2 protein-coding genes and 1 pseudogene are annotated in these 1,151 nt (G+C 71.0%); 1 reads left to right on the top strand and 2 read right to left on the bottom strand.

Annotated elements, in window-relative coordinates:
• Together BN903_RS10150 and BN903_RS10145 are read right to left on the bottom strand one after the other, a co-directional pair.
• Positions 1-275, bottom strand: a 275-nt coding sequence (locus BN903_RS10150; protein WP_048077674.1) for a DUF5812 family protein, incomplete at its 3' end; no start/stop codon positions are given.
• Between the two features lie 90 nt (positions 276-365).
• A complete protein-coding gene (locus BN903_RS10145; protein ID WP_048077622.1) occupies positions 366-908 on the bottom strand; it encodes a hypothetical protein in 543 nt (180 codons plus the stop codon).
• Between the two features lie 79 nt (positions 909-987).
• Between BN903_RS10145 and BN903_RS10140 the strand changes: the two are divergent.
• Positions 988-1,151: pseudogene (locus tag BN903_RS10140) on the top strand (di-trans-poly-cis-decaprenylcistransferase); the annotation flags it as partial.

Raw genomic sequence — 1,151 nt, 5'->3', positions numbered from 1 at the left:
CCGGTCGGCGTCTCCGCGGCCAACTCGCGCTCGTGGACCGTCGGCGGCTCCGGGCTCTCTTCGATCGACAGCGGGCGACGCTCCGCGACTTCGATCACCTGATAGGTGACCTCCATCGGTGGGTCGGGTGCGACGGTCGCCTCGACGGCGTCGTCGACGTCGACTCCGGGGTTCGAACTCAGCGTGTGGACCTGCCCGTCGTGGACGTCTTTCAGTACGGCCGAGTCGCTCTCGACGTGCGTGACGAGGAACGTACTCTCCTTCTCGTCGGTCATTGCGTTCCGGTAGACGCTCGGGCGACTTCGGGCTTTCGAGCCGCGGCCGCGCCGTCGACGCCGCGTCGGCCGCCGCTATCTCTCGGTTCGCTACGCCGCGTCGGTCTCCGGTGTCGCCCCAGCGTCCGACCCCCCGCGGAGCCGGAAGTGCGTCGCGAAGACGGCGAGCGCGGCCGCGGTCGGGGGAACGAATCCCGCCAACGGCGGGAGCGCGTACAGCGCGTTGATCACGGCCGAGCCGCTCGGGTCCCGGAGGTCCGCGGGGGCCGAGATGACCATCGCGAGGTACAGCGAGACGAGGAACAGGAAGCCGACGACGCCCATCCACCGGTCGTAGTCGGCCGCGACGGGGTCGTCCCGGCGGTGGCGGCGGGCGACGAACAGGATCGGAGCGAGCAGCGGGCCGACGGCGGCGAGGCCGGCGACCACGAACAGCGACCGTGAGAAGAGGAAGGTCCCTCCCTGCGCCGAGACGGTCTCGCCCATCCAGACGACGAGCCCGAGCGTGACGACGAGCGCGACGAACCCGGCCGTCAGCGCGCCGAGCGCGGCGTACGCGCGCATCGTCCACGACTCGGTCGCGCGGAACGCGTAGGGGATCGCGCCGAACACCCCGCGGTAGCTGTCTGCCATCGACAACGGTAGGTGCGTCGGCGAATTAAACCCCTCGTCGGCGGGAAGCCATTTATACGCGCGAGCGGATCGCTCTTACGTGGGTCTCTACGACGCGTACCTCGCGACGCGACACCGGCTCCACGACGCCGCGCCGCCGGCGCACGTCGCGCTCGTCGTCACGGAGCGCGACCTCCTCGCCGACGGCGCGTTCGACACGCTGTCGTCGGCGATCGGCTGGGCGTTCGAGTACGGGGCCGAGCG

This window comes from Halorubrum sp. AJ67 (genome assembly GCF_000513435.1).
The sequence above is the reverse complement of the archived record's forward strand: the minus strand, read 5'-3'. Positions and strand labels throughout refer to the sequence as shown.

Coding starts and splice junctions, on each gene's coding strand:
- BN903_RS10145 (WP_048077622.1), bottom strand. CDS start 908: ATGGCAGACAGCTACCGCGGGGTGTTCGGCGCGATCCCCTACGCGTTC.